Here is a 25,978-nt window from a genome sequence, read left to right on the forward strand (position 1 = left end):
GCGCTCAGTACACTCGTGACCGTGCAGATCAGAGAGCTCGAGATCCCCGACGCCTACGAGGTCACACCGCGGCAGTTCCCCGACGACCGGGGGGTGTTCTACGAGTTCTACCGCTTCGACCGCCTCGCGGAGAAGGTCGGGCACCCGCTGTCGCTGCAGCAGGGCAACACCTCGGTCTCCAAGCGCGGCACCGTCCGCGGCATCCACTTCGCGCAGATCCCGCCGTCGCAGGCCAAGTACGTCTCCTGCTTCTCGGGCGCGGTGCTCGACTACATCATCGACGTCCGCGTCGGCTCGCCGACCTTCGGGCAGTGGGACTCGGTCCTGCTCGACGACGTCGACCGCCGCTCGGTCTACCTCGGCGAGGGCCTCGCCCACGCGTTCGTCGCGCTGACGGAGGGGGCGGTCGTCTCCTACCTCGTCTCCTCGACCTACGACCCGGTCCGCGAGAAGGGCATCGACCCGCTCGACGAGCGGATCGGCCTGCGCTTCCCGCCGGAGGCGGGCGAGCCGCTGCTCTCGCCGAAGGACACCGACGCGCCGACTCTGGCCGAGGCCGAGGCTCAGGGCATCCTGCCGACCTGGGCCGAGGCGAAGGCGCTCTACGCCCAGCTGGACGGAGCGCACTCGTGAAGGGCATCATCCTCGCCGGCGGCTCCGGCTCGCGGCTCTGGCCGATCACCAAGGGCATCTCGAAGCAGCTGATGCCGATCTACGACAAGCCGATGGTCTACTACCCGCTGTCGACGCTGATGATGGCCGGGATCGACGAGGTCCTGATCATCACCACCCCGGAGTACAACGACCAGTTCCGCGCGCTGCTCGGCGACGGCTCGAGCCTGGGCATGACCCTCTCCTACGCGGTGCAGGAGTCGCCGGACGGCCTCGCGCAGGCGTTCCTGATCGGCGAGGACTTCATCGGCGAGGACTCCGTCGCGCTGGTGCTCGGCGACAACATCTTCCACGGCACGGCGCTCGGCACGGCGCTCGCGGCGAACACCGAGATCGAGGGCGCGGTGATCTTCGCCTACCAGGTGGCGGATCCGCGGGCCTACGGCGTCGTCGAGTTCGACGACGCGTTCCACGCGCTCTCCATCGAGGAGAAGCCGGCGAAGCCCAAGAGCAACTACGCCGTGCCGGGTCTGTACTTCTACGACAACTCCGTCGTCGGCATCGCCAAGACGATCGAGCCCTCCGCCCGCGGCGAGCTCGAGATCTCGACGGTCAACGAGCGCTACCTCGAGGCCGGCACCCTGAACGTGCAGGTGCTGGACCGCGGCACCGCCTGGCTCGACACCGGGACGTTCGACTCGATGATCGAGGCCACGGAGTTCGTCCGCGTGATCGAGCAGCGCCAGGGCTTCAAGATCGGCTGCATCGAGGAGATCGCCTGGCGTCACGGCTGGATCGACGACGCGGCGCTGGCCGACCTCGCCGCCCCGCTGGTGAAGAGCGGCTACGGCGCCTACCTGCAGCGCCTGCTCGAGCTCGGTCGCTGACGCGGCGGGCCTCGATGCGCCGCTGCGCGGCTGCTCGACCGGCATGGCTCTCATGCTGATCGAGCAGCCCGCGGAGCGGGCGTATCGAGATCCTGCCGTCAGCGGCTGGGCCGCAGGCGCATCAGCGCGACGCGCACGCCGAGGCCGAGGCGGACCGCCAGGCGGACGGGCGCCTGGTACCAGGCGTCGTACTTCTGCGCGAGGTAGAGGTAGGCGCTGCGGTGGTGCACCGCGAGCATCCGCGCCGAGGCCAGTCGCGTCGAGTGCCCGCCCAGATGCGACACGACCGCGTCGGCGAGGTAGACGTTCGACCAGCCGCGCTGCCCGAGCGAGTCGCCGAGCTGCACGTCCTCGAAGTACATGAAGTAGCGCTCGTCGAAGCCGCCGATCTGCTCGAACGCGGTGCGCCGCACCATCACGCAGGCGCCCGACAGCCAGCCGGCCGTCATGCTGCCGTGCTGCATCGTCTCGACCGCGCGCGAGCGGCGGTACCGGCGAGACCAGGGGTTGCCCGGCCAGACGTGCGCGAGCAGCGCGTGGCCGACGCCCGTGCCGAGCGAGGGCAGTGCGCGGGCCGAGGGGTAGATCGTGCCGTCCGAGTCCAGGATGCGCGGGCCGATCGAGCCGATCCCGGGGTCGGCGGTCGCCGCCGCGTAGAGGGCGTCGATCGAGCCGGGGAGGAAGACCGTGTCCGGGTTCGTGACCAGGATCCACTCGATCTCCGGGCCGAGCCGGTCGACCGCGTAGTTGATCGCCCTGCCGTAGCCGAGGTTCTCGCCGGTCTCGTGGAAGAGCACCTCGGGGCGGCGCTCGACGACGCGGCGGACGGAGTCGTCGGTGGTCGCGTTGTCGACGACGACGACGCGCACGTCGTGCTCGGTCGCCTCCGGGATCGACTCCAGGCAGGCGCGGAGGACCTCACCCGAGAAGTGGGTGACGACGACGACCGCGATGGGCAACGTCGAGCGGGCGATGAGAGCCTCCGGGGGAGCGGCGTCGACGGGCGGGGGCACCGTCGGAAGAACTCGACGAGGCTAGCACGGGCCCCGAGCGGGGCTCCGGCGCTCAGCGCGCGGCGGACTCCACCTCGTCGACGACCTCGCCCAGCTCGGGGGCGACGGCCGCGGACGGCGCGCGGAACACGACGAACTTGTAGAGGCAGAAGTTCCAGACCAGGCCGACCATCACCGCGACGGCCTTCGCGACGTTGATCGCGAGGAAGGCCTTCTCGCCCGCGCTGGGCAGGAAGAGGAGCGAGGTGCCGAACCGGGTGTCGAAGAAGACCTCGAAGCCGTAGATGATCAGCGACTGGAGCACGAGCGAGCTGAAGCCGGTGACCAGGAAGAACTGCGCGAAGGTGCGCACGGTCGGCCGGTCGGGGTGCCGGAAGACGAAGAAGTGGTTGAGGAAGTACGAGATCGAGATGCCGACGGTCACCGAGGCGACGTTCGCGACCAGGGTCGGCAGGCCGACCAGCAGCGCGAGCGCGTTGAGGATGAGGAAGTCGAGGGCGGTGTTGAGCGAGCCGGCGACGAGGAATCGCACCTTCTGCGATTCCAGCAGGCGCGCCGCTCTCCCCGCAGACGGACTCGACTGACGCGACACGGTGCTCCTCGGGGTCCTCGCGACCCGGGCGGGAGCGATGAGGGCGAGAGTACGCGGCCGATCTGTACTGGAACCCTCCATCGGGGGAACTGAACCTGAGAACCGCGACGCGACGTCCTGCTTCCTCTCACACAGGACGGCATGGTGCACGCTGATACTGTTCCACCGCCTCCGCCCCGGCGGACCGTCCACGTCCCCGCCCGAATCGGAACCAGATGCTCTCGCTCACCATCGTCACCCCCACGTACAACGAAGCGGACAACATCGCCGAGCTGCTGCGCCGGGTCGCCGCCGCTGTGGCCCGCGAGACCGACGTCGTCGTCCGCTCGGTCGTCGTCGACGACTCCTCGCCGGACGGGACGGCGGAGAAGGCGCGTGCCCTGGCGGCCGAGCTCGAGACCCCGTCGTACTCGGTGCAGGTGCTCGAGCGCGCGACCAAGGAGGGGCTCGGCGCGGCCTACCTCTGGGCGTTCGAGCGGATCCTCGAGGCCGACGACGCCCCGGACTGCATCCTGCAGATGGACGCCGACCTCTCGCACGACCCGAAGTACCTCGCCGACTTCCTCCGTGAGGTGCGCGCGGGCGCCGACCTCGTCGTCGCGTCCCGCTACATCCCCGGCGGCGGCACCCCGGACTGGACGCTCGACCGCAAGATCCTCAGCCGCGGCGGCAACATCTACGCCCGCGCGATCCTGGGCTCCCGCCTCACCGACTGGACCGGCGGCTTCAACCTCTTCAGCCGCGAGCTGCTCGAGCGGATCCACTTCGAGACCGTCGACGCCACCGGCTACGGCTTCCAGATCGCGCTCAAGCACCGCGCGCTCACCGCCGCGCGGCGGGTGCGCGAGATCCCCATCGTCTTCCTCGATCGCACGGAGGGGACCTCGAAGATCCCCGGCAACACCCTGCTCCGCAGCCTCCTGCTCGTCCTGCGCATCCGCCTCGGACGCGACGGGTCGCGATGACGGCGGTCGCCACCGCTCCCTCCCGCCGCTGGGCCGTCGTCCTCGAGGCGGCCGGCCTGCTCCTCGTCCTCGCGGCGACGCTGCTCGTGCTCGGCCGCCTGTCGTCGACGCCGTGGTGGGAGTACCTGCTGTCGGACGGCGACTCGCTGGCGCTTCCGCTCCTGGTGCGCTCGGTCGCCGAGGGCGAGCCGTTCCAGTGGGTGATGACGAGTCAGCTCCTGCTGTTCCCGGAGCTGCCGCTCTACCTGGTGAGCCTCGCGCTCGCCGGCGGATCGGTCGTCGGCGCGCTCGTGGTGAACGCCTTCGTCAACGCCGCCGCGCTCTACGGCTGCGTGCGCTGGCTGGCCGCGCGGGTGCTGGCCGGGCGCACCCGGCCGTGGCGGGTGAGCGCCGCCGCGCTGGCGACCGGGACCGTCGTCGTGCTCGCCGCCACCGAGGGCCGGGGGCTGATCAACTCGGGCGCCTTCGCGAGCGGCATCCTGCTGACCACCTACTACTCCGGGGTCGCGCTGGCCGCCGTGCTCGCCCTCGCCCTGATGGCCGAGGCGAGCGGCGGCTTCGATCCCGCGCGGCCGCCGTCGCGGGTCCGCACGACGTGGGCGCTGATCGGGGCGGTCCTGGTGTCCGCGGCGACGACGCTCTCGAATCCGCTCTTCGCCCTCCAGTTCACCGCGCCGGCCGTCGTCTCGCTGCTGGCGGTGCTCGTGCTCCGGCGGATGTCGTGGCGGCGCGCGCTGCTGATCTCCGCCGCGCTGGTCGCGGGCGCGGGGATCGGCTACGCGGCCCGGGACGCGGTCGCCCGGTTCGTCGCCGTCGACGCCGGGACGTACGTGCACCTCGAGCGCGCGGGTGCCGCGGTCGACGGCTTCCTCCTGCAGCTGCGCGACGTGGGGTCGGCTCCCACCGGGAAGCTCGAGATCCTGATCGTCGGCGTGCTGCTGCTGGCCGCGCTGGTCACCCTGGTCCTCGCCGTCGCGACCCAGGTGCGGCCCGAGACGCCGTGGGCGGTCGCGGACTCGAGCGTGGTCCTGGCGACCTTCGTGCTCGTCGCCTCCGCCTCCCTCGTCCTCGGGCAGATCGTCACCGGCAGCCTGGTCAGCCGCTATCTGCTGCCGCTCGCGGTCTTCCCCGCGCTGATGCTGCTGCCCGCCTCCCAGGACTGGATCCCGCGCCGTCTCGCCGCGCGCGTCCCGCTGCTCCGGCCGCGCAGCTTCTCCACCGGCGTGCGCGCGGCGCTCGCCGGTGCCGTGGCGCTCGTGGTCGTCGCAGCGGGCGTCGTCGCCGGGCCCGCGGTCCGGGCGGCGGCGGAGCAGGCCGGCAGCACGCCGGAGCGCGCCTGCCTCGAGCAGTGGCTCGACGGCCGCGAGCTCTCCGGCGTCGGCTCGTTCTGGAGCACGCGTCCGCTGGAGCTCTACGGGGACGCGTCGGTCGACGTGCAGCAGGTGAACTTCGACTTCACGGCGCAGCTCTGGATGAACAACGCCGCGTCCTACCGCGGCAAGGACTTCAGCTACGTCCTCGCCGACCGGGAGCCGGACTGGGCGGAGCTCGCGCTCGGCCACCTGGGCGAGCCCGCTGCCATCACCGCCTGCCCGACGTTCGACGTCTACGACTACGCGGGCACCCCCGGGGAGACCGCGCTGAACGCGATCGTCGGCGCCAGCATCGAGAAGGCGAGCGCCGAGCGTGGCTTCTGAGACGCGGGCCGCCCCCCGCCCCCGCCTGCGGCGGATCGGGCGCGAGCTCGGCTGGGCCGCCGCCGCCGCGCTGGTGAGCGTGCTGGCGGCGATGATCGCCCTCGGCGCGACCCCGGGCTCGCTCGCCGAGCGCTGGCGGGCGGGCGGCGACGACCAGATCCTGCACTACCTGCTGTTCCGCAGCGCCACCCAGGCCTTCCCGTTCGCCGAGAACGGCGCGCTCGCCTTCCCCTCGGGCTACAACTCGTTCTACACGGCGCAGTTCGACGTCGCGTCCGCGCTGACCGCCTCGGCCCTCGCGCTGGTGATCCACGACGGCTTCCTGCTGCTCAACGTCTTCTACCTGCTCACCTTCGCCTTCGTCGCGCTGACCGGCTACGCCTTCTTCCGCTGCCTGCGCGTGCCGGCCTGGTCGAGCGCGCTCGTCGCCGTCGTCTTCAGCCTCGCGCCGTACCACTTCCAGCGGATCGGGGCGGGGCACGCCTTCCTCGCCAACTACTGGGCGATCCCGCTGCTGGGCATCCTGATCCTGGTGGTGGCGGGGGAGCGCACCGATCCGTTCCGGGCCTGGCGGCTGCGCGGGGCGACCCGCCGGGCGCGGCTGCTGCGCGGCGCCGTCCCGGTGGTGGTGCTGCCGCTGCTCATCGCGACGACGGGCGGCTACTACTACGTCTTCAGCGTGCTGGTGCTCGGCGGCATCTGGCTGCTCGGCGCACTGGCCGGGCTCGCGACCCGGGTGCCGCTGCGCGCGGTGCTGGCGCGGGTCCTGCCGCTGGGCGTGCTCGGCGTCCTGGTGGCGATCGAGCTGGTGCTGCTCGGCGGCGACTGGGGGGAGCGCTACGCGCCGTACTTCGAGAGCCGCGGGGTGGGGGAGTCGGAGGACTTCGCCGGCAAGATCCTCTCGCTCTTCCTGCCGTGGCAGGGCACCGAGGTGCCCAAGATCGGCGCGCTGACGAACATCTACCAGGTGACCACGGCGGTCGCGGTCAACACCGAGCCGCCCGGGCTGCCGCTGATCGCGATCGCGGGACTGAGCCTCCTGCTGGTCAGCCTGCCGCTGCTCGGGCTGGTCGGCGGGCGAGCGCTCCGGGTCACCGCCTTCGGCCGCTTCGTCTCGGACGAGCACGTGCGGGTGCTCGCCGTGGCGGCGCTCTGGACGTTGCTGTTCTACGTGGTGACCGGCTTCGGGATGGCGGTCGCGCTGATCGCGGGGTCGACCATCCGGGCCTGGTCGCGGCTCTCGATCGTGCTGGCGCTGCTGGCGCTCGGCGTCGTGGCGATCGGACTCGCGCGGATCGGCCGGCGCTGGATCCGGATCGCGGTGGTCGCGCTCGTCGTGGTCGTCGGCGTGCTCGACCAGCTCGCCGGGGTCGCCCGGATGGTGCCGATCGCGCCGACCGAGGACGCCGAGATGACCGACTTCGTCGCGCAGGCCGATGCGGCGCTGCCGGACGGCTGCGGCGTCGTGCAGCTGCCGATCAAGAGCTTCCCCGACAGCGGCTCCGTCGGGCGGATGGCCGACTACGACGAGGCGCTGCCCTACCTCTACACGGAGGGCGCGAACCTGGAGTGGAGCTACGGCGCGGTCCGCGGCACCACCGGGTTCGACGTCTTCGGCGGGGCGAGCACGCCCGAGGACTTCGCCGCCGCGGTCGAGGCGAGCGGCGCGTGCGCCGTGTACGTCGACACAGCGGCCTACGTCGGACGCGAGGGCGCCTGGTACGGCGACGTGCTCGCGGCGAGCGGCTCGCTCACTCCGATCGCGCAGTCCTCGTCCGGACGCTGGCTGGTCTTCCCCGTCGAGGGCTGACGGGGCGGGTCTCGATACGCCGCTGCGCGGCTACTCGACCAGCATGAAAGGTCGGGCCCTGCGGGGCTGCGCTGCCTTCGGGGAGCGGGCGCGCTCCATGCTGATCGAGTAGCCCGCGGAGCGGGCGTATCGAGATCCACCGTCGTCCGGTGGGTGGGTCTCGATACGCCGCTGCGCGGCTACTCGACCAGCATGAAGGCCCTGCGAGCCTCGACCGGCATGACCTGTCGCGTCAGTACAGGCCCCAGGGCTGCGAGGTGACGGCGAACGGCTCGTCGTAGAAGTAGACGGTGTAGCCGCCGCGGACGATCCGCTCGTGCGGGGGCAGCAGGGTGGAGGTCCGCAGCTCCTGGTCGTTGTAGTCGCCGGTCGTGACGACGATCACCGGCGGGCCGTCGGCCTGCGCCAGGGCGTCGTAGCCGGGGTAGCGGCGGGTGACGAGGGCGGCGACCGTGACCTCCTCGTTCGTGGACGCGGTCATCGCGTAGCTGAGCCAGTAGTCGCCCCAGACGTGCTCGGCGCCGCGGCGCTCGAGCAGCTCGACCACCGCGCGGTAGCCGCCGTCGAAGCGGTTCGACGTGTCGCTGCGGAACCCCTCCGAGCGGTCCCACACTCCCGAGACGGTCAGCGCCGCCGCGACGAGCACCGCGACCAGGGCGACCGGTCGCCAGCGCGCGAGCAGCCACGCGCCCGCCAGGGCGAACGCGGGCATCAGGAAGACGCTGTAGCGCACCGAGTCGTAGTCGAGGTCGAGCCCGGCGCCGAGGATCAGCACGGCGCAGAGCAGCAGCGTGCCGGTGCCGGCCAGCACCGGGGCGAGACGCCGCCGGACCGCGCCGACGAGGACCAGCCCGGCCAGCAGGACGACCGCGGTCCAGCCGACGATCGAGTCGGCCGGCTCGCCCGGGGCGACGGTGAACGCGACGGGGAGCATGTCGTGGAAGAGCGCGGTGACGCTGTCGATCGTCGGCTCCCAGTCGCTGGTGCCGGCGCCGAGCGGCGCGGTCGCGCTCGAGCTGCGCAGCGCCTCCAGGAGCCACGGCGAGCCGGCGACGACCGCCGTGCCGATGCCCAGCAGCCAGTGCAGCGGGCGCCGGATGTCGCGGATCACCAGCGCGAGGACGGCCGGGGCCGCCAGCGCGACGCTCATCGGCGAGGTCCAGAGCGCGAGACCGCTGAGCGCGCCCGCGGCGATCCAGGAGAGCAGCGGTCGCCGCAGCGACGCGGTGGCGACCGCGATCACGCCGAGCGCGACCACGATGCTCGGCCCGTAGAAGCCCGGGTCCCTGGTCGACACCTGGAGCAGGACGACGCCGGGGAACCAGAACAGCAGGCCGGCCGTCGCGCCCGCCACCGGACCGGCGAGGCGCCGGGCGATCACGCGCAGGAGGACGGCCGCCCCGAGGAACCAGAGCGAGGAGACGATCGCGAGCACCTCGATGTGCGCGCCGAAGACGAGCATCGCCAGCCCGGCCGTGGTCTGCAGCAGCGTGCCGCCGTAGGACTGGCCCCAGAAGAAGGCGGGGAGCTCGCCGTCCGCGACGTGCTTGGCCATCAGGTAGACGACCGCGTGATCGGCGTCGAAGGTGTGCGCGGGACTGACGATGAAGAGGACCCGCAGAGCCAGGCCGACGGCCGCGAGGATCCAGAACACGAGACCCGCGGAGTGGGCGCCGAGCCGGCGCAGCGTGCGGGTGCCGCGACCGGGAGCCGGCGCGTCCTCGGTCGTCATCGTCAGCTCCCTGGGCGCCCGGGCCGACGGATCGCAGCCGCAGAGAATCTAGTGCATGCGGGTGACAGGCACCGTCGTCGCGCGCCGGCCTCCGGGCCCTGGATCGGCCCCGTGCTAATCTCTCCGATTGCCCGTCCGACGGGCGACCCCTCCCTCCCCTCCATCGAAAGGCAGCCGTGACCGCATCGCGTCGCTTCCTCCTGGCCGGCGGGGCGGGCTTCCTCGGCTCGAACCTCGCCGCTGAGATCCTCCGCCGGGGGGACGAGGTCGTGGTCATCGACGACCTGATCACCGGCTCCACCCGCAACATCGGTCCGCTGCTGGCCCACCCGTGCTTCAGCTTCGTCCAGGACGACGCGGCGAACGCGCTGGCGGTGCCCGGTCCGTTCGACGTCGTGCTGCACTTCGCCTCGCCGGCGTCGCCGCCGCGATACCTGGCGCACCCGATCGAGACGCTGCACGCCGGCTCGACCGTGACCGAGGCGCTGCTCGAGGTCGCCAAGCGCGACGGCGCCCGCTTCGTCGTCTCCTCCACCTCGGAGGTCTACGGCGACCCGCACGTGCACCCGCAGCACGAGGAGTACTGGGGCAACGTCAACCCGAACGGTCCGCGCAGCGTCTACGACGAGGCGAAGCGCTACGCGGAGGCGATCACCTTCGCCTACCGCCGCTACTTCGACGTCGACACCGGCGTGGTGCGCATCTTCAACACGTACGGCCCGAACATGGACATCGACGACGGCCGCGCCGTCCCGGCGTTCGTGAAGGCGGCGCTGGCCGGCACCTCGATCCCGATGCACGGCGACGGCACCCAGACCCGCTCGCTGCTCTTCGTCGACGACCTCGTCGACGGGATCCTGCGGATGGCCGACTCGAAGGACGCGGGTCCGATCAACCTGGGCAGCGTCGACGAGCTGGAGCTGGGCGAGATCGCCCGCCGCATCGTCGCGCTCGTCGGCAGCGACTCGGAGATCCACTACGAGCCGCGCCCGATCGACGACCCGGAGCGCCGCAAGCCCGACATCACGAAGGCGCGCGAGATCCTCGGCTGGCAGCCGACGATCCCGCTCGAGGACGGACTGGCGCGGACCATCGCCTGGTTCCAGGCGACCGTCGTCGCCGCGCCGTAGGCCGCCGCACCCCGCCCTCCACCGCGCCACGAACCCCTCGCGCCCCGAACCCCTCGCGCCCTGACCCCACCGCGCGCCGCAGCCCGCCCGGCGCCGTACGAGAGAGAATCCCGACGTGAAGCTTTCCATCCTCATGCCCGTCTACAACGAGCAGGCGACCCTCCAGAAGGCCGTCGACCGCGTCCTCGCGATCCGGTTCCAGGACGGCGTCGAGATCGAGTTCGTCATCGTGAACGACGGCAGCCGCGACCGCACGAAGCAGATCCTCGACGCGCTCGACGATCCCCGCATCCGCGTCTTCCACCAGCCGATGAACCAGGGCAAGGGCGCGGCGATCAGCCGGGCCGTGCAGGAGGCGACCGGCGACTACGTCATCATCTGCGACGCCGACGAGGAGTACCGGCCCAGCGAGATCCCCTCGCTCCTGCAGCCGGTCCTCGACGGCGAGGCGCAGCTGGTCTACGGCAGCCGCACCTTCGGCAGCCACACCTCGTTCTCCTACTGGTACGTCATCGGCAACAAGGGCGTGAACCTGATCACGAACGTGCTCTTCAACGCCCACGTCTCCGACGTCGAGACCTGCTTCAAGCTGATGCCCCTGAGCCTGTACCGCTCGCTGGAGATCAAGGAGAAGGGCTTCGGCATGGAGGCGGAGGTCACCGCGAAGCTGCTCGCCCGCGGCTACCGCCCCTACGAGGTCGGCATCAGCTACAAGGCCCGCACTCGCGAGGAGGGCAAGAAGATCACCGTCAAGGACGGCTTCGAGGCGCTCTGGATCCTCCTCAAGATCCGCGTCCGCGAGGGCTCGCGCACCCGTCCGCCGCAGACCGCGGGGATCTGAGCCGATGGCCAGGAGGGGTCCCGTCGCGCTCGCGAAGGCGCTGTACAGCGGCCTGATCTCGTACGTGCTGAAGTTCGGCGTCGTCGGGATCCTCGGCCTCGTCGTCGACGTCACCGTCTTCAACCTGCTGCGCGTCGGCGGAATCGGTGGCGAGCACCTCCTCTCCGGGCCCATCGGTGCGAAGGTCGTCGCGGTGGCCGCCGCGACGGTCGTGACCTGGTTCGGCAACCGCTACTGGACCTTCCGTGAGCACCGCCGCGCCAACTACCTGCTCGAGCTCGCCGAGTTCAGCGTCGTCGCGGTCGCCGGCATGCTGGTGAACCTGCTGCCGCTCTACATCTCGCACTACGTGCTCGGCTTCGACAACCTCGTCGCCGACAACATCTCCGCGAACGTGATCGGCCTCCTGCTCGCGACCGCCTTCCGGTTCGTGCTCTACCGCTTCTGGGTCTTCGGCCACCACCGCTCCGGCGGCGTCGTCGAGAAGCGCGAGGCGCAGATGGCGGCGGCGGCGCTGTTCGAGGACGACGCCGCGGCGGCGAACGACACCGCGTCGATCAAGCTCCGCTGACGTGCCCGCCTACAATGGCGGGGTGCCTGAAGAGACGACTGCCCTCACGCCCGCCGGAGACGGCCCGGACGCCACGGCTCCGGACGCCTCGGTTCCGATGACCGCGGCTCCGACCGCCACGACTCCGGACGCTCCTGCGTCCCAGTCGCGGACGCCGGAGACCGTCGAGGAGCTCCGCGCCCGCCTCGACGAGCTGCTGAACGACCCGCTCGACGAGTGGGCCGCGAACATGCACTTCGGCGGTGGCGCCCACTACGTCGCCGACTTCGAGAGCACGCTCTCGTGGCGGGTCACCCGCCCGCTCCGCGCGGCGCGCACCTTCCAGATCCGGGTCGGCCAGCTCGGCCTGCCGGGAGCGGTGCAGCACTCGATCCGCTACGCGCAGCGCCGCTTCGGCGGTCGCAGCCGGTGAACGCCGCCGACCTCGCGGGCCGTGACGCCCGCCGCGCCTTCGTGGTGCAGCGACTCGAGCAGATCGCCCCCTTCGTCCTCGACGACCCCGAGCAGGCCGCCGACCTCGCGCTCCGCGGTCCCGGCCCGTTCCTCGACGAGATCGCGCGCACCGTCCAGCGGCGCGACGCCGACGACCTGACCTGGCTGTCGCTCACCGCGTTCCTCGGCGTCTACCCGGTGCCGCACCTGTTCAGCTGGTTCAAGCGCTCGCTGCAGCTCGCGAAGCCGCACGAGGCGATGCGGGTCTTCCTCGTCGCCGGCACGCGCGCCTCGACCGGCTACCACGACCTCTCGACCACGCTCTCCGTCGTCACCGGCGCCGTCGTCGTGGACGTCGACTTCTGCGCGCGGAACTCGCACGCCACCGGCATCCAGCGCGTCGTCCGTCAGACGATGAAGCGCTGGCACCGCGACCACGACCCGATCCTCACCGCCTGGGAGCACGGCTCGATGGCCCTGCGCCGCCTCGGCGAGGGCGAGCTCGAGCGCGTGATCGACTTCGAGACGAGCAGCACCCGGGAGTGGGATCCGGGCCGCCCGGAGAGCGTCGACTTCATCGTGCCGTTCCGCTCCACCCTCGTCCTGCCCGAGGTCCCGGTGATGGGGATCTGCGCGCCGCTCGCCGCGCTCGCTGAGTTCTCCGGCAACACGGTGAGCCTGATCGGCTACGACGCGATCCCGGTCGTGAGCGCCGACACCGTTCCGCCGCAGGAGAGCCTGCGCTTCGTCAACTACCTCACCGTCGTCAAGCACTCCAGCCGGGTGGCCGGCATCAGCGAGGCCGCGACCCAGGAGTTCGCGGGCTTCAACGCCGCGCTCCCCGCGCAGGGCCTCGAGGGCCCCGAGCTCTCCACGGTCTCCCTCCCGGTCGAGGCGCCGCCGCTGGACGGCGAGCACCTCGAGGAGGAGGACGACCTCCCGCTCGTGCTCTCGGTCGGCAGCCACGAGCCGCGGAAGAACCACCTCGCGATCCTGTTCGCCGCCGAGGTGCTCTGGCGCGAGGGCAAGCGGTTCCGCCTGCGCTTCATCGGCGGCGGCAACCCGTGGGCCACGCAGGTCTTCGACGTCCGGATCCGCGAGGCCCAGCGCCGCGGTCGCACCGTGGAGGTCGTCCGCGGGGCCGGCGACGACGTGCTGCTCTCGTCCTATCGCAACGCGCGCTTCTTCGTCTTCCCCTCCACCCACGAGGGCTACGGGCTCCCGGTCGCCGAGGCGCTCGCGCTCGGCATCCCCGCGATCACCTCGGACCGCGGCTCGCTCGCCGAGATCGCGGCCGACGGCGGCTGCATCACGGTCGACCCGTACGACGACGACCAGCTCACCGCCGCGATGCGCGAGCTGCTCGACTCCGACGAGCGGGTCGCCGAGCTCACCGCCGAGGCGCACGCGCGCCCGAAGCGGACCTGGAACGACTACTCCGCCGAGCTGTGGGCGGCCCTCGTGCCCTCCGCCTCGAGCGAGCAGGAGGAGAACGATGCGTGAGTCCACCGCCCTCGAGCGCCTGACGCTGCTGCTCGAGACCCTCGAGCCCACCACCGCGCCCTCGCGGGAGGTGCCCGCGCTCGTCCAGCAGGTCGCCGACGCGGTCGGCGAGCCGAGCTTCGAGCAGACCTGGCTCATGCTCGCGGTGGTGAACGCCGAGCTGCCCGTGCGCGAGCAGGTCGTCGAGTCGCGCCGCAGCGCCCGTCTCGACGGCGTCGCCGCGCTGCTGACCGGGCTGCTCCGGCCGACCCCGGCCTCCCGCGTGCTCGACGCCGTCCGCGCGCCGAGCACCGTCGTGATCGCCCGGCACGCCGTCCTGGTCGACGTGCACCACACCGCGCGCACGGGCCTCGCGACCGGGATCCAGCGGGTCGTCCGCACCACGATCGTCGAGTGGAACAGCCGGCACGACATCGGCCTGATCGTCTGGGACGACGCGATGACGGGCTTCCGCGAGGTCGGCAACGAGCTGCGGACGAACGCGCTCTACGGCTCCGCGCCGGACGCCAAGCTCGATGCGCACGCGCCCGTGGTCGTCCCGTGGGAGTCGCTCTACGTGCTCCCCGAGCTCGCGATCGAGGACGAGCGCAGCGGACGCCTCGCCGCCTTCACCGAGTTCAGTGGCAACGCGACGACGATGATCGGCCACGACTGCGTGCCGCTGACGACCGCGGAGACCGCGCACGGCGGGATCAGCGGCCAGTTCCCGCGGACGCTCGTCGCCGTCTCGCACATGGACCGGGTGACCACGGTCTCCCGTGCCTCCGAGACCGAGTACCGCGGCTGGCGCGGCATGCTCGAGGGCGAGAAGGGGCCGGAGATCGACGCGATCCCGCTGCCCGCCTCGGCCGGCGGCGACGACGACTTCGACGAGGCCGCGACCCGGCTGACCCTCGGGGCCGTGGGCGACGAGCCGCTGGTGGTCTGCATCGGCAGCCACGAGCCGCGAAAGAACCACCTCGCGGTGCTGCACGCGGCCGAGCTGGCCTGGCGCTCCGGCGTCGAGTTCACGCTGGCCTTCATCGGCGGCAACGCCTGGAGCAGCGAGGAGTTCCAGGGGCGGATGCACGCGCTCCAGGACGAGGGCCGTCACGTCGACTCCTTCTCGGCGATCACCGACGAGCTGCTCTGGAGTGCCTACCGCAGCGCGACCTGCACGATCTTCCCCTCGCTGAACGAGGGCTTCGGGCTGCCCGTGGCCGAGTCGCTCGCGGTCGGCACGCCGGTGATCACCTCGGGCTTCGGCAGCATGAGGGACATCGCGGAGCAGGGCGGTGCGCTGCTCGTCGATCCGCGCGACGACCACTCGATCCGCGACGCGCTCGTGACGCTGCTGACCGACGACGAGGTGCACGCCCGGCTCACCGCCGAGGCGCGCGCCCGGGTCAACCGCACCTGGACCGAGTACGCCGACGAGGTCTGGACCTACGTCACGGCCGTCGCACCGGCGGGCGTCTCGACGCTCTGAGGGCGGGCTCGCGGGCGCTCGCCGTCAACGGGCTCAGCGGTCCGCGAGCTCCCGCGCGGCCCGCACGAGCGCCTCGGCGGCGTCGCTCCACGGGGCGATCCGGCCGGGCTCGACCCGCCGGGGGCGTGCGAGAGCGGTCTCGATCGCGCTCCGCAGCGCGTCCTCGTCTTCGACCGGGACGAACGTCGCCGCCGCCTCGTGCCCGCGGAGCGCGTCGTGGATCCCCGGGATGTCGGAGACGATGACGGGCGTGCCGGTGGCGACCGCCTCCAGGGCGGGCAGGCCGAAGCCCTCGTGCAGCGAGACCAGCGCGAGCGCGTCGGCACCGGTCATCAGGGCGGGCATCTCCGCGTCCTCGACGAAGACCGGCGAGAGCCGGACGTCGGCGCCCGCCGCGGCGGCCCGGGCGACGGCCTCGCGGACGTCCTCGTCGTCCCAGGCCGTCGCGCCGACGATCAGCAGGGTGCAGCCGGCCGGGCGGTCGGCGGCCGCGAAGGCGCGGACGAGCGCCGCGACGTTCTTCCGCGGCTCGACGGCGCCCACGTAGAGCAGGTAGCGCTCGACGCCGACGCGCGCGGTGACGGCGGCGACCTCGTCGGCCTGTCGGGGACGGAAGTCCGCCGCGTCGACCGTCGTCGGCAGGATCCGCAGCCGCTCGCCCGCGACGCCGAGGTGCCGCTCGATCTCGCCGGCCGCGGACGCGGTGCCGGTGGCGACCAGGTCGGAGCGGGCCAGCCAGCCCGGCATCCGGGCCTGCAGGAGGGCGCGGCGGGCCGCCGGGACGAGCTCCGGCACGACGGCGAAGCAGGCGTCGTGCACGAAGGTGATCGCCCGTGAGCGGCGGCTGAGCGCCCAGTTGCGGTAGTTGGGGAAGAAGTAGACCCCGCGGCCGACCAGCGGGTCGATCGGCAGCGGCGTCCGGGTCAGCAGGCCGACCAGACGCCGGGGGAGCGGGATGCCGCGCACGCGGAAGCCGAGCCCGTGCCGGGTGATCGCGGCGGTCTCGGACGCGGGGGCGAAGAGGACCACCTCGACCTCGCGGCGGAAGCGCTCCTCGCCGAGGGCGCGCAGCGTCTCCAGCAGCACGTGCCCGACCCCGGTGAGCCGCTCGGCCGCGAGGGGGCTCGCGTCGACGAGCAGCCGCACCGGGCGTGCGGTCACGCCCGGGTGACGCCGTCGACGGTGGCCGAGGCGGCCACGCTCACGAGGCCGACGCGCTTGTCGCTGCGCTCGACCGTGAAGCGGGCTCCGACCGGCACGCGGACGAACTCGCCGTTGCCGAGTGTGGAGGCCGACGCGTGCACGGCGTAGGTGCCGCCGCCGAAGCGGATGTCCGGGAGGGAGAACGTGATGGTCGTCTGCTCCGTGAGCGGCGGGTGCTCGAAGCCGAGGCGCATGGTGTTGGTGCCGAAGACCACCTGGCCGAGCGGGGTGTCCACGCCCATGCCGACGAACCAGTTCTCGACCGGGGCGCCGCTGAGCGGGCGCAGGGTCACCGACACCGTCAGGTCGTCGCCGGGACGCAGGGTGCGGTTGCCCTCCTCGACCGTGCCGCCCTCGAGCTCGACGCTGACGATCTCGGCGGCGGGCAGCGGCTCGGGCTCCTCGCCGGCCTCCTCCGCCTCGACGATCGCCTCGGCGGTCTCGCGCTCGACGCGCTCCTGGCGGGAGTTCTCGAAGCCGTTGCGCAGGACCTCGAGGCCGCGGGCGGTCTCGCCGTCGTAGATGACGTTGCCGTGCTGCAGGACGACCGTGCGGTCGCAGAGCTCGCCGACCTGCTCGAGCGAGTGGGTGACCAGCACGATGGTCTTGCCCGCGCGCTGGAACGCGCGGATGCGGTCCATGCACTTGCGCTGGAACGGCTCGTCGCCGACCGCGAGGACCTCGTCGACCAGCAGGAGGTCGGGGTCGGTGTGGATGGCGATCGCGAAGGCGAGCCGCACGTACATGCCGGAGGAGTAAAACTTCACCTGCGTGTCGATGAAGTCGACGATCTCGGAGAACTCGACGATCGAGTCGAACTTCTCCTCGAGCTCCCGGCGGGAGAGCCCGAGGATCGCGCCGTTGAGGAAGACGTTCTCGCGGCCGGTGAGGTCGGGGTGGAAGCCCGCGCCGAGCTCGAGCAGCGCCGCGAGGCGCCCGCGGCGCTCGACGGTCCCGGTGGTGGGCTGGATGATGCCGCCGATGAGCTTGAGCAGCGTGCTCTTGCCGGAGCCGTTCGCGCCGATCAGGCCGACCGTGGAGCCGAGCGGGATCTCGAGGTCGATGTCGCGCAGCGCCCAGAAGTCGTCGCGGTGCTGCTTGCCGCGGCCGAAGTTGACGATGCGCTCCTTGACGCTCTTGTCCTTGCGGATCACGAAGCGCTTGGAGGCGTTCTGGACGCGGATGATGGTCGGCATCTCGGTCGACTCGGGAAGGGCGACCTCGGACTCGAGCGTCATGGGATCAGATCTCCTGTGCGAAGTTGCCCTCGAGGCGGCGGAAGACGCGGTGGGCGAGCCACACGAGCACGACCCCGACCAGGAAGACGATGAAGAGGTGGAGGGCCATGTCGGCCGGCCACGGCTGACCGGCGACGGTGTTGAAGCTGCCGTCGGCCTGCTCGACCTGGGTCTCCCGCGAGCCGGGGCCCCAGATCGCCCGCTGGAAGGCGAGCATCGCGTTGGTCATCGGGTTGAGCAGGTAGATCTGCTCGAGCCAGCCCGGCACGGTCTGGACGACGAAGGACCACGCGTAGGTGATCGGCGAGAGCCAGAAGAAGATCAGCAGGCCGACCTCGACGAGGAACTGGATGTCGCGGAGGTAGACGTTGAGCGCCGAGAGCGCGAGCGCGAGGGCCAGGCCGTAGACCAGGGTGACCGCGAGCGCCGGGATGATGAAGAGCAGCTGCCAGCTGACGTTGAGCGCCCCGAGCGCGATCGCGCCCACGATCAGCACCAGGAACTGCACGGCGAAGTTGAACAGCGCGGCGCCGATGGTGGCGACCGGGAAGATCTCGCGCGGCAGGTAGACCTTCTTGATCAGTCCCGCGTTCGCGAGGATCGAGGTCGTGCCGGTGGCGACGATCTCGCTGAACAGGTTCCACAGCGTCAGGCCGCAGAAGACGAAGATCGCGAAGACCGGGATGCCGCGGGCGGCGCCGAGGAACTGGCCGATCGCCACGTAGTAGATCATCAGCATCACGAGCGGGCGGATGAGCGTCCAGACGAAGCCGAGGCTCGAGTCCTTGTAGCGCGCCTTCAGCTCGCGGTTGACGAGCAGCTTGAGCAGCTCGCGGTGCCGGAAGATGTCGATCAGCGACGAGACGAAGCCGCCCGAGCGCTGACCCGGCTGGGTCCCGCTCTGATGGAACGGCTCCTGTGCGATCGCGTCGACGCGGTCGGCCGCGCGCGTGATCGTCGTTTTCCTGCTGCTCATCGGACTCCCAGCCCTAGCACTGCCGGGGCGGCAGCCAGATCATTGTACGTAACGCCTGCGCCGCCGCACGGCGACGGGCGCTGGACGGCGGCGGGTGCTCAGCCCGCGGCGCGGGCGAGCTCGAGGTCGTGCTCGACCATCCGGGCGACGATCTCCTCGAAGGCGACGGTCGGGGCCCAGCCGAGCTCGGCCCGGGCCTTGGAGGCGTCGCCGCGCATCTCCGGGGCGTCGACCGGGCGGGCGAAGCGCGGATCGATCCGGATCCGGTCCTCCCAGGCGTCGATGCCGGCGGCAGCGAAGGCCGCGCCGACGAACTCGCGGACGGAGTGCGCGACACCGGTCGCGACGACGTAGTCGCCGGCCTGCTCGGCGCGCGAGGCGCGGACGAGCGCGTCCACGTAGTCGGGCGCCCAGCCCCAGTCGCGGCGGGCGTCGAGGTTGCCGAGCGAGAGCTCGGTCGCGGTGCCCGCGGCGATCGCGGCGACGCCGGCCGTGATCTTCCGGGTGACGAAGCTCTCGGGGCGGCGGGGCGACTCGTGGTTGTAGAGGATCGCGGAGGACGCGTGCAGGCCGCGGCCGCGGTAGACCCCGACGAGGTGGTGCGCGAAGGCCTTCGCGGCGCCGTAGGGCGAGACGGGGCGGATCGGCGTCGACTCGGTCTGCGGGTTCTCGGTCGCCGCGCCGAAGATCTCCGAGGAGGAGGCCTGCACGAAGCGCACCTCGCGGCCGGCCGACTCCTGCAGGTCCAGCGCGGCCTCGAGCAGGGCGGCGACCGCCGTGCCGGTCACCTCGGCGGTCAGCACCGGCTCCTGCCAGGACTGCGCCACCGAGGAGATCCCGGCGAGGTGGAAGACCGTGTCGGGCCGCGCCTCGGCGATCACGCGGCCGAGGCCGGCGGCGTCACGGAGGTCGCCCTGGAAGGCGCGGACGGACGCGGGCAGGGAGGCGTCCTCGTCGCGCACGAGCGCGGAGACCTCCCAGCCGTCGGCGAGCAGACGCTCGACGAGGTAGCCCCCGTCCTGTCCGCTCGCCCCGGTGACGAACGCTGCGGGCACGGCGGCTACTTGATCAGCGCGGACTGCTCGGCGAGGTCGTTCTCGACCATCATCGAGACGAGCTCCGGGAAGGAGACCTTCGGCTGCCAGTCGAGCACGTCGCGCGCCTTCGCCGGGTCTCCGATGAGCAGGTCCACCTCGGCCGGGCGCATGAACGCGGGGTTCTGCGTGACGTAGGGGGTCCAGTCCTCGATGCCGACGTGGTTGAAGGCGATGTCGAGGTACTCGCGGATCTCGTGGGTCTCGCCGGTGGCGACCACGTAGTCGTCGCCCTCGGGCTGCTGCAGCATCCGCCACATCGCGTCGACGTAGTCGCCGGCGAAGCCCCAGTCGCGCTTGGCGTCGAGGTTGCCGAGCTCCAGCGTCTCCTGGAGGCCGAGCTTGATGCGGGCCACCGCGAGGCTGATCTTGCGGGTGACGAACTCCGGGCCGCGGCGGGGCGACTCGTGGTTGAAGAGGATGCCCGACGAGGCGTGCATGCCGTAGGACTCGCGGTAGTTGATGGTCATGTAGTGACCGAAGACCTTGGCGACGCCGTAGGGCGAGCGCGGCCAGAGGAGGGTCTCCTCGCTCTGGGGGACCTGCTGGACCTTGCCGAACATCTCGGACGAGGACGCCTGGTAGAACTTCACGCGCGACATGTCGTCGCCGGCGTAGAGGCGCACGGCCTCGAGGATGTTGAGCACTCCCTTGCCGGTCACGTCGGTCGTGAGCGACGCGTTCTCCCACGAGTAGGCGACGAACGAGATCGCGCCGAGGTTGTAGACCTCGTCGGGCTGCGAGGCGGCGAGCACGCGCACGAGGCTCGACACGTCGGTCAGGTCACCGGTGAGCAGCGTCACCTCGGGGACGGTGCGGCGGACGAGCTCGTACTTGGGGTTGTTCTGCCCTCGGACGAGCCCGAAGACCTCGTAGCCCTTCTCGAGCAGCAGCTCGGCGAGGTAGAGGCCGTCCTGGCCGGTGATTCCGGTGATCAAAGCGCGGGGCACGTGGTGGTCCGTTTCGTCGGGGTCGGTGACAGCGGGCTACATACTACCCACCGGCCTCCGCCGCGCCGGGGAGCACCCGCCGGGGGCGCTCCGCGGCGCCGAGGGCGGGCGCGGGTAGTCTGACCCGGCCCTCACCAGGAGGGTGCCTCGATCCGATCGGACGCCATGCCGGAACGCCTCGCCGTCACGCTCGCCGTGCTCACCGTCGACCCGGGCGGGATGGGCGGCGGCGAGACCTACGCCCGCGCGCTGACCCGGCTGCTCGTGACGCGGCCAGGGGAGGAGGGGCTGCGCGTGCAGGCGCTCGTCCCCGAGAACGCCCGCGGCTTCAGCGAGGGCGTGCCCGAGATCGTGGCCGAGGGCGTCGTCAGCGGGGCCGGCCACCGCCGCCGCGCGACGGGCATGCTCCAGGCGCTCGCCCGCACCCGCCGGCTCCGGCGGCTGCTCGGGCCGGACGAGATCCTCTACTTCCCCTTCACCGTCCCGCTGCCCTGGCCGTCGCGCCGGCAGGGGCACGTGCAGATGGTCTTCGACCTCCAGCACCGCGATCTGCCGCAGCTCTTCCCGCGCGTCGAGCGCGTCTTCCGGCGGATCGCCTACGAGGCGACCGCGCGCCGGGCCGACGCGATCATCACCATCAGCGCCTTCACCAAGGGGAGGATCGTCGAGCTGCTCGGCATCCCGGAGGAGCGGATCCACGTGTCCCACCTCGGCGTGGACACCGAGCGCTTCCGCCCGCACCTGGGCGCGCGCGAGGACTTCGTCTTCTACCCGGCGCGCGCCTGGCCGCACAAGAACCACGCGCGGCTGTTCGAGGCGATGCGCCTGCTCCGTGCCGAGGGCCACGACCTGCGGCTGGTGCTCACCGGAGGCGACCTGGAGAAGCTCGGCCCGCTGCCCGACTTCGTCGAGTGGCGCGGGCACGTGGGCGCAGAGGAGCTGGCGGAGATCTACCGGCGCGCCGCCGTCCTCGCCTTCCCGAGCCTCTACGAGGGCTTCGGCTTCCCGCCGATCGAGGCCATGGCCTCCGGCTGCCCCGTGGCGGCCGCGGACTCCGGATCGCTGCCCGAGATCTGCGGCGACGCCGCGGTGCTCGTCGATCCGCTCGAGCCGCGCTCGATCGCCGACGGGATCCTCGAGGCGATCGAGCGCTCCGCCGAGCTCGGTGCGAAGGGCGTCGAGCGCGCGGCCCGGTTCAGCTGGGAGCGCTGCCGGGAGGAGCACCTGGCGGTGCTGCGGGCTGTCGCGGCAGCCCGCCGGGCCGGTCGCCGGGGTGCAGGAGCCGCCGCCAGCTGAGCCCCTGCGCGGCGCGCATCGCGCAGATCACCAGCAGCAGCCAGCCGGCGTCGACCAGGAGCGAGCTCTCGGCGAGCGAGGTGACGACGAGGACGCTGAGCACCAGCACCGGCCAGACGTGCACGACCGCCTTGCGCTCGGAGGCGATGAGCCACGAGCGCCAGAGGGCGAGGCCGACCAGCACGAGGAAGAGCGCGACCCCGACGACGCCCACCTGCAGCGCCAGGTCGAACACCGCGTTCAGGCTGGAGGAGTGCGGCCGGCCGGAGAGGAAGTCGATCGCGTTGAACGGGTAGAGGTCGGTGCGCCAGTAGCCCACCCAGCCCCAGCCGATGATCGGCGCCAGGTCGGTGAAGCGCCAGACCTGCTGCCAGAGGGTGACCCGGAACTCGAACTCGCTGCCCGCGTTGAGCAGGTCGACGATCCGGAAGCGGAAGAGCCCTGCGGTGAGCGCGGACGCCACGAGCACCGCGAGTGTCGTGTACTGCCGCCGCCGACGCTGCTCGCCGGTGGCGCGGCGCACCCAGCGCAGGATCAGCGCGACGACCGCGGCGACGACGAGCACGCCGGCGCTGACCGCCGAGCGGGTGAGCACCAGGGTGACCACGGCGAGCGCGAGCGAGGCGAGGGCCGGGCCGCGCGCCACGGACCGGGTCATCAGCTCGACCGAGAAGGTGACGACCGCCAGCAGGCAGACCAGCCCCAGCTGGTTGCGGGTGCCGACCAGCCCCTGGATCGGGCCGCCGACAGCCAGGAGGCCCTCGACGCCGAGGAAGCGCAGCGGCCGGTCGATCAGGGCGCCGGAGAGCACCTCGACGGCCAGCGAGCCGATCAGCACGAACCGCATCACGTCGCCGACCGCGCGGATCACCTGGATGATGTCGCGGGTCAGGCCGATCGCGATCGCGAGGAAGGCGAGGGCGAGCTGGTAGAGCACGCTCGAGGCGGTCGCCCACTGGTAGCCGCTCCAGAGCGTGCTGAGGGCGATCCAGCCGAGGAAGACCAGGATGCTGGTCGGCAGCAGCCCCTCCCAGTCGAGCAGCTCGCGCCGCAGCACGAGCATGACGGCCGCGAGGGCGGTGAGCGTCGCGATCGCCGCGATGTAGCCGGGCCAGCCGATCATCCCGCGCACCGCCGGCGCGCAGAGCACGACGACGAGGGAGGTCTGCGCGAGGGCCGCCGCGAACTGCGGGGACGCCAGGGCGTCCGCGAGGGCGGCCGGCAGAGCCGACGGCCGACCGCCCCTCATCGGACGGCGCGCTGGCCGGCGAGGGGGATCGGCTCGGCGGTGAGCGCGTCCTCCTCCTCGTTCGCGGGCTGCTTGGTCAGGACCGCCAGGGCGGCCAGCAGGAGCCAGCCGCTCTCGATCAGGAGCCGGCTCTCGAACAGCGCCTGCGCGAGGAGGGCGGCGAGCAGCAGCAGCGGTGCGAGCGACACGGCCGAGTAGGGCAGCGCCGTCGTCGCACTGCGGCGCGGGCGGTCGACGGCGCGGAACCAGGCGCGCCAGAGGGTCGAGACCACGAGGGCGGTGAAGAGCACCAGCCCGACGATGCCGAGCTGGAACCAGACGTCGAGCCAGGCGTCGTGCGCCTGCAGGTAGAGGACGCCCTTGCGCTCGGCGAGCGTGTCGAACGGGGCGGCCCAGGGCGCCCAGTAGCTGACCCAGCCCCAGCCGAGGACGGGCCGCTCGGCGGCCAGCGCCCAGACCGAGCGCCAGATGTCGAGCCGGCCGGTCGCGTCCTCGCTCTTGCCGAGGAGGCCGAGCAGGGTGCCCCAGCCCGCGATCGCGCCGCTCGCGAGCACGACGGCGGTCGCCGCGGCCGTGACGTAGACGGGCCGCCGCTCCGACTCGCCACGGCGTCGCGCCCAGAGCGCGAAGGCCGCGGCCGCCGCGACGGCGACGACGCAGAGCAGCACGGTGGCGGAGCGGGTGAGCAGGAGCGTCGCGGCGAACAGGACGACCCAGACGACGCCCCAGCGGGGACGGAGGCTGCGCGCGGCCAGCTCGATCAGCACGACGATCAGGCCGAGCAGCGCGAGGAAGCCGAGCAGGTTGCGGTTGCCGACGAGCCCCTGGATCGGCTCGCCGGTGAACAGCGCGGCCTGCGACCAGTAGAAGGCGTCCGGGATGCGGCCGGCCGGCAGGTCGATGACGAACGGCAGCACGGGCGCGCGGACGACGACCGCCACGACGAGCTCGAAGACGAGCGAGGCGCCGACGGTGATCCGGAGCGCGCGGCCGAGGGCGGTGACGAACTGCGCCGTGCTGAGCGTCAGGGCGAGGGCGACCGCCCCGAGCGAGGTGGCGAGCTGCGCGACGACGCCGATCGCGCTCGCCCCGGGGTACGCCGACCAGAGCAGCGAGAGCACGGCGAGGGCGAGGAAGGCGACGAGCGCCTTGGGCGTCCGGCTCCAGCGCAGCCGAGGCCGCACCCGGACCAGCAGCACGACGACGCCGACCAGCAGCGCCGCGACGACGACCCCCCAGCCCCACCAGCCCGCGAGGTTCCGCAGCGCCTGGCCGCCCAGCATCACCGTGAGCACGGCCACCGCGAGCGCTCGGGGAGCGGCGGGCGCGGCGCGTCGGATCATGGCGAACAGTCTAGGGAGCGGGCGGCCGGCGAGCGGGCGGGCTGCGCCTCAGACGAACGCCGCGCTGCCCGTGATCGCGCGTCCGACGATCAGCGTGTTCATCTCCCGGGTGCCCTCGTAGGAGTAGAGAGCCTCGGCATCGGCGAAGAACCGGGCGACCCCGTAGTCGAGGACGATGCCGTTGCCGCCCATCACCTCGCGGCACCAGGCGACCGTCTCGCGCATCCGCGCCGTCGTGTAGGCCTTCGCGAGTGCGGAGTGCTCGTCGCGCTGCTCGCCCGCGTCGAGCATCTCGGAGACCCGGGTGGCCAGGGCGATGCTCGCGGTGATGTTGCCGATGCTCTTCACCAGCAGGTCCTGCACCAGCTGGTGCCCGACCAGAGGCTTGCCGAACTGGACGCGCTCGCGGGCATAGCGCAGGGCGGCGTCGTAGGCGCCGATCGCGACGCCGATCGCCTGCCAGGCGACCTCGGCGCGGGTCAGCCGGAGGACCTTCGCCGTGTCGCGGAACGAGTTCGCGCCCTGCAGGCGCAGCGACTCGGGCACGCGGACGCCCTCGAGCACGATGTCGGCGTTCTGCACGGTGCGCAGGCTCTGCTTGCGGGCGATGGCCGTGGCGCGGTAGCCCGGGGTCGAGGTCGGGACGAGGAAGCCCTTCACCTGGCCGTCGGCGACGTCCTTCGCCCAGATCACGGTGACGTCGCTGAAGGTCGCGTTCCCGATCCAGCGCTTCTCGCCGTCGAGGATCCAGGTGTCGCCCTCGCGGCGGGCGGTGGTGCGCAGGCCCTGCGCGGAGTCGGAGCCGGAGTGCGGCTCCGTCAGGCCGAAGGCGCCGATCACCTCGCCCGAGGCGAGCTTCGGCAGCCACTCGGCCCGCTGCTCCTCGGAGCCGGCGACGCCGACCGTCCCCATCACCAGGCCGTTCTGCACGCCGACGTAGGTGGCGATGCTCGCGTCGACCCGGCCGAACTCGAGGGCGACCCAGCCGCGGAACACCGACGAGTTCTCGATCGTGCGCGTCTCGGGCCAGGACAGGCCGATCACACCGGTGGCGTGGATCCCGGGGATGAGCTGGCGCGGGAACTCGGCGCGCTCCCAGTACTCGTCGGCGATCGGGCGGACCTGCTCCTCGAGGAACGCGCGGACGCCCACGAGGAGCTCCTTCTCGGCGGGGGTGAGCCGCGACTCGAAGCCGTAGAAGTCGGCGTTGAGCAGTTCGAAGGTCGTGCTGTCCATGGTTCATCGCTCCATCGCTCGGGCGCGCAGCGACTCGGCCCGCAGGAGCGGCGGCGGTGCGGCTCCCCCCAGCGTACGAAGGGGGTGCCCGGGCGGCGCGGACGCTGGCGATCGGCGCCAAGCGGCGGCCGCTCCTCCGG

The 25,978-nt window shown here is 72.2% G+C and carries 23 protein-coding genes; 12 read left to right on the forward strand and 11 right to left on the reverse strand.

The genetic code is table 11. The annotated features are described in order from the left end of the window. Positions 1-21 precede the first annotated feature (21 nt). Positions 22-633, forward strand: coding sequence for a dTDP-4-dehydrorhamnose 3,5-epimerase family protein (locus EDF45_RS05400; RefSeq protein ID WP_123735597.1), 612 nt, complete (start codon positions 22-24; stop codon positions 631-633). Then, positions 630-1,499 (forward strand): glucose-1-phosphate thymidylyltransferase RfbA, encoded by an 870-nt coding sequence (rfbA, locus tag EDF45_RS05405; RefSeq protein ID WP_123735221.1) that lies wholly within the window; start codon positions 630-632, stop codon positions 1,497-1,499. Before EDF45_RS05400 ends, rfbA begins: the two co-directional genes overlap by 4 nt. A gap of 98 nt (positions 1,500-1,597) precedes the next feature. On the opposite strand, the gene EDF45_RS05410 is transcribed toward rfbA, so the two are convergent. Both EDF45_RS05410 and EDF45_RS05415 read right to left on the reverse strand, forming a co-directional pair. Next, positions 1,598-2,512: a glycosyltransferase family 2 protein gene (locus tag EDF45_RS05410; protein ID WP_243582400.1), complete on the reverse strand. Its 915-nt coding sequence runs from the start codon at positions 2,510-2,512 to the stop codon at positions 1,598-1,600. A 52-nt stretch (positions 2,513-2,564) separates the two neighbouring features. After that, the gene (locus EDF45_RS05415; protein ID WP_243582402.1) at positions 2,565-3,044 is read right to left on the reverse strand and encodes a GtrA family protein; all 480 of its coding nucleotides are present in this window, start codon (positions 3,042-3,044) and stop codon (positions 2,565-2,567) included. Between the two features lie 275 nt (positions 3,045-3,319). Between EDF45_RS05415 and EDF45_RS05420 the strand changes: the two genes are divergently transcribed. Genes EDF45_RS05420 through EDF45_RS05430 form a run of 3 tightly spaced genes read left to right on the forward strand, consistent with a single transcriptional unit; the run spans position 3,320 to position 7,576 of the window. Further along, on the forward strand, positions 3,320-4,069 hold the full coding sequence (locus tag EDF45_RS05420; protein ID WP_123735223.1) for a polyprenol monophosphomannose synthase: 750 nt from the start codon (positions 3,320-3,322) through the stop codon (positions 4,067-4,069). Then, positions 4,066-5,766, forward strand: coding sequence for a hypothetical protein (locus EDF45_RS05425; protein ID WP_123735224.1), 1,701 nt, complete (start codon positions 4,066-4,068; stop codon positions 5,764-5,766). The genes EDF45_RS05420 and EDF45_RS05425 overlap by 4 nt, the downstream gene beginning before the upstream one ends. Next, complete coding sequence (locus tag EDF45_RS05430; protein WP_123735225.1) at positions 5,756-7,576, forward strand: hypothetical protein; 1,821 nt, start codon at positions 5,756-5,758, stop codon at positions 7,574-7,576. The genes EDF45_RS05425 and EDF45_RS05430 overlap by 11 nt, the downstream gene beginning before the upstream one ends. Positions 7,577-7,808: 232 nt before the next feature. Here EDF45_RS05430 and EDF45_RS05435 read toward each other — a convergent pair whose 3' ends face one another. Continuing rightward, on the reverse strand, positions 7,809-9,308 hold the full coding sequence (locus EDF45_RS05435; RefSeq protein ID WP_123735226.1) for a glycosyltransferase family 39 protein: 1,500 nt from the start codon (positions 9,306-9,308) through the stop codon (positions 7,809-7,811). 176 nt (positions 9,309-9,484) lie between these two features. Between EDF45_RS05435 and EDF45_RS05440 the strand changes: the two genes are divergently transcribed. The 6 genes from EDF45_RS05440 to EDF45_RS05465 all read left to right on the forward strand — a co-directional run bounded on the left by EDF45_RS05440 (position 9,485) and on the right by EDF45_RS05465 (position 15,253). Then, on the forward strand, positions 9,485-10,438 hold the full coding sequence (locus EDF45_RS05440) for an NAD-dependent epimerase/dehydratase family protein (RefSeq protein ID WP_123735227.1): 954 nt from the start codon (positions 9,485-9,487) through the stop codon (positions 10,436-10,438). Between the two features lie 115 nt (positions 10,439-10,553). Then, positions 10,554-11,279, forward strand: coding sequence for a glycosyltransferase family 2 protein (locus EDF45_RS05445; RefSeq protein ID WP_123735228.1), 726 nt, complete (start codon positions 10,554-10,556; stop codon positions 11,277-11,279). 4 nt (positions 11,280-11,283) lie between these two features. Beyond that, complete coding sequence (locus EDF45_RS05450) at positions 11,284-11,850, forward strand: GtrA family protein (RefSeq protein ID WP_123735229.1); 567 nt, start codon at positions 11,284-11,286, stop codon at positions 11,848-11,850. A 22-nt stretch (positions 11,851-11,872) separates the two neighbouring features. Beyond that, positions 11,873-12,262 (forward strand): hypothetical protein, encoded by a 390-nt coding sequence (locus tag EDF45_RS05455; protein WP_148060223.1) that lies wholly within the window; start codon positions 11,873-11,875, stop codon positions 12,260-12,262. After that, positions 12,259-13,785: a glycosyltransferase family 1 protein gene (locus EDF45_RS05460; RefSeq protein ID WP_123735231.1), complete on the forward strand. Its 1,527-nt coding sequence runs from the start codon at positions 12,259-12,261 to the stop codon at positions 13,783-13,785. The genes EDF45_RS05455 and EDF45_RS05460 overlap by 4 nt, the downstream gene beginning before the upstream one ends. Then, on the forward strand, positions 13,778-15,253 hold the full coding sequence (locus EDF45_RS05465) for a glycosyltransferase family 1 protein (protein ID WP_123735232.1): 1,476 nt from the start codon (positions 13,778-13,780) through the stop codon (positions 15,251-15,253). The genes EDF45_RS05460 and EDF45_RS05465 overlap by 8 nt, the downstream gene beginning before the upstream one ends. A gap of 33 nt (positions 15,254-15,286) precedes the next feature. Here EDF45_RS05465 and EDF45_RS05470 read toward each other — a convergent pair whose 3' ends face one another. The 5 genes from EDF45_RS05470 to EDF45_RS05490 all read right to left on the reverse strand — a co-directional run bounded on the left by EDF45_RS05470 (position 15,287) and on the right by EDF45_RS05490 (position 20,714). Further along, positions 15,287-16,414 (reverse strand): glycosyltransferase family 1 protein, encoded by a 1,128-nt coding sequence (locus EDF45_RS05470; RefSeq protein WP_123735233.1) that lies wholly within the window; start codon positions 16,412-16,414, stop codon positions 15,287-15,289. After that, positions 16,411-17,694, reverse strand: coding sequence for an ABC transporter ATP-binding protein (locus EDF45_RS05475; RefSeq protein WP_243598852.1), 1,284 nt, complete (start codon positions 17,692-17,694; stop codon positions 16,411-16,413). Before EDF45_RS05475 ends, EDF45_RS05470 begins: the two co-directional genes overlap by 4 nt. Positions 17,695-17,698: 4 nt before the next feature. After that, positions 17,699-18,670, reverse strand: coding sequence for an ABC transporter permease (locus EDF45_RS05480; protein ID WP_123735234.1), 972 nt, complete (start codon positions 18,668-18,670; stop codon positions 17,699-17,701). Between the two features lie 98 nt (positions 18,671-18,768). Next, the gene (locus EDF45_RS05485) at positions 18,769-19,725 is read right to left on the reverse strand and encodes a GDP-mannose 4,6-dehydratase (protein ID WP_123735235.1); all 957 of its coding nucleotides are present in this window, start codon (positions 19,723-19,725) and stop codon (positions 18,769-18,771) included. 5 nt (positions 19,726-19,730) lie between these two features. Continuing rightward, complete coding sequence (locus EDF45_RS05490; RefSeq protein WP_123444375.1) at positions 19,731-20,714, reverse strand: GDP-mannose 4,6-dehydratase; 984 nt, start codon at positions 20,712-20,714, stop codon at positions 19,731-19,733. Positions 20,715-20,879: 165 nt separating this feature from the next. Here EDF45_RS05490 and EDF45_RS05495 point away from each other — a divergent pair, with 165 nt between their 5' ends. Continuing rightward, positions 20,880-22,010: a glycosyltransferase family 1 protein gene (locus tag EDF45_RS05495; protein ID WP_123735236.1), complete on the forward strand. Its 1,131-nt coding sequence runs from the start codon at positions 20,880-20,882 to the stop codon at positions 22,008-22,010. On the opposite strand, the gene EDF45_RS05500 is transcribed toward EDF45_RS05495, so the two are convergent. Genes EDF45_RS05500 through EDF45_RS05510 form a run of 3 tightly spaced genes read right to left on the reverse strand, consistent with a single transcriptional unit; the run spans position 21,910 to position 25,838 of the window. After that, positions 21,910-23,259 carry an O-antigen ligase gene (locus tag EDF45_RS05500; protein WP_123735237.1) on the reverse strand — a complete coding sequence of 450 codons (1,350 nt, stop codon included), beginning with the start codon at positions 23,257-23,259 and terminating at the stop codon, positions 21,910-21,912. The genes EDF45_RS05495 and EDF45_RS05500 overlap by 101 nt on opposite strands. After that, positions 23,256-24,602 carry an O-antigen ligase gene (locus tag EDF45_RS05505; RefSeq protein WP_148060224.1) on the reverse strand — a complete coding sequence of 449 codons (1,347 nt, stop codon included), beginning with the start codon at positions 24,600-24,602 and terminating at the stop codon, positions 23,256-23,258. The genes EDF45_RS05500 and EDF45_RS05505 overlap by 4 nt, the downstream gene beginning before the upstream one ends. 48 nt (positions 24,603-24,650) lie before the next feature. Further along, positions 24,651-25,838 (reverse strand): acyl-CoA dehydrogenase family protein, encoded by a 1,188-nt coding sequence (locus EDF45_RS05510; protein ID WP_123735239.1) that lies wholly within the window; start codon positions 25,836-25,838, stop codon positions 24,651-24,653. Between the last annotated feature and the right edge of the window lie 140 nt (positions 25,839-25,978).

This window comes from Rathayibacter sp. PhB186, from assembly GCF_003751825.1.
GTDB classification, from domain to species: domain Bacteria; phylum Actinomycetota; class Actinomycetes; order Actinomycetales; family Microbacteriaceae; genus Rathayibacter; species Rathayibacter festucae.